Annotated in this window: 1 protein-coding gene; it reads left to right on the top strand. The window is 70.6% G+C overall.

What is annotated here, in order from left to right:
- Positions 1–109: 109 nt before the first annotated feature.
- On the top strand, positions 110–603 hold a 494-nt coding region (locus ACWKWX_RS32705), incomplete at its 3' end, for a transposase (RefSeq protein WP_483829939.1).

Genomic DNA, 603 nt, shown 5'->3' with positions numbered 1-603 from the left:
GGGTCGCTCCCGCGCCAGTCACTACCGGGCCAAGAACCCGCCACCGCCACGTCCACGGACACCGCGGCCGGCACCGGCGAACAAGCTGTCCGCCGCCGAGCGGGCCCACGTGCTGGCCGTGTTGACCAGCCAGCGGTTCGCGGACAAGTCGGTCGCCCAGGTCTGGGCCACGCTGCTGGACGAGGGCACCTACCTGTGCTCGATGTCCACGATGCACCGGATCCTGCGCGAGCACGACATGGCCGGGGAACGGCGCCGGCAGGCGAGCCACCCGCCCCGGACCCGGCCCGAGCTCGTCGCGACGGCGCCGGGGCAGGTGTGGAGTTGGGACATCACAAAGCTCAAGGGGCCGGAGCGGGGCGTGTACTACGACCTGTACGTCGTGCTCGACATCTTCTCCAGGTTCGTCGTGGGCTGGACCATCGCGGCCCGCGAGGACGCCGAGATCGCCAAGAACCTGCTCGAGCACGCCATGGGCATCCATGGCGTGCCGGAGGCGATCCACGCCGACCGCGGGACCTCGATGACCTCCAAACCGGTCGCTCAGCTGCTCGTCGACCTCGGGGTGGCCAGGTCGCACTCCCGCCCGCACGTGTCGAACGA

It is taken from the genome of Pseudomonas imperatae, assembly GCF_057128625.1.
The sequence above is the reverse complement of the archived record's forward strand: the minus strand, read 5'-3'. Positions and strand labels throughout refer to the sequence as shown.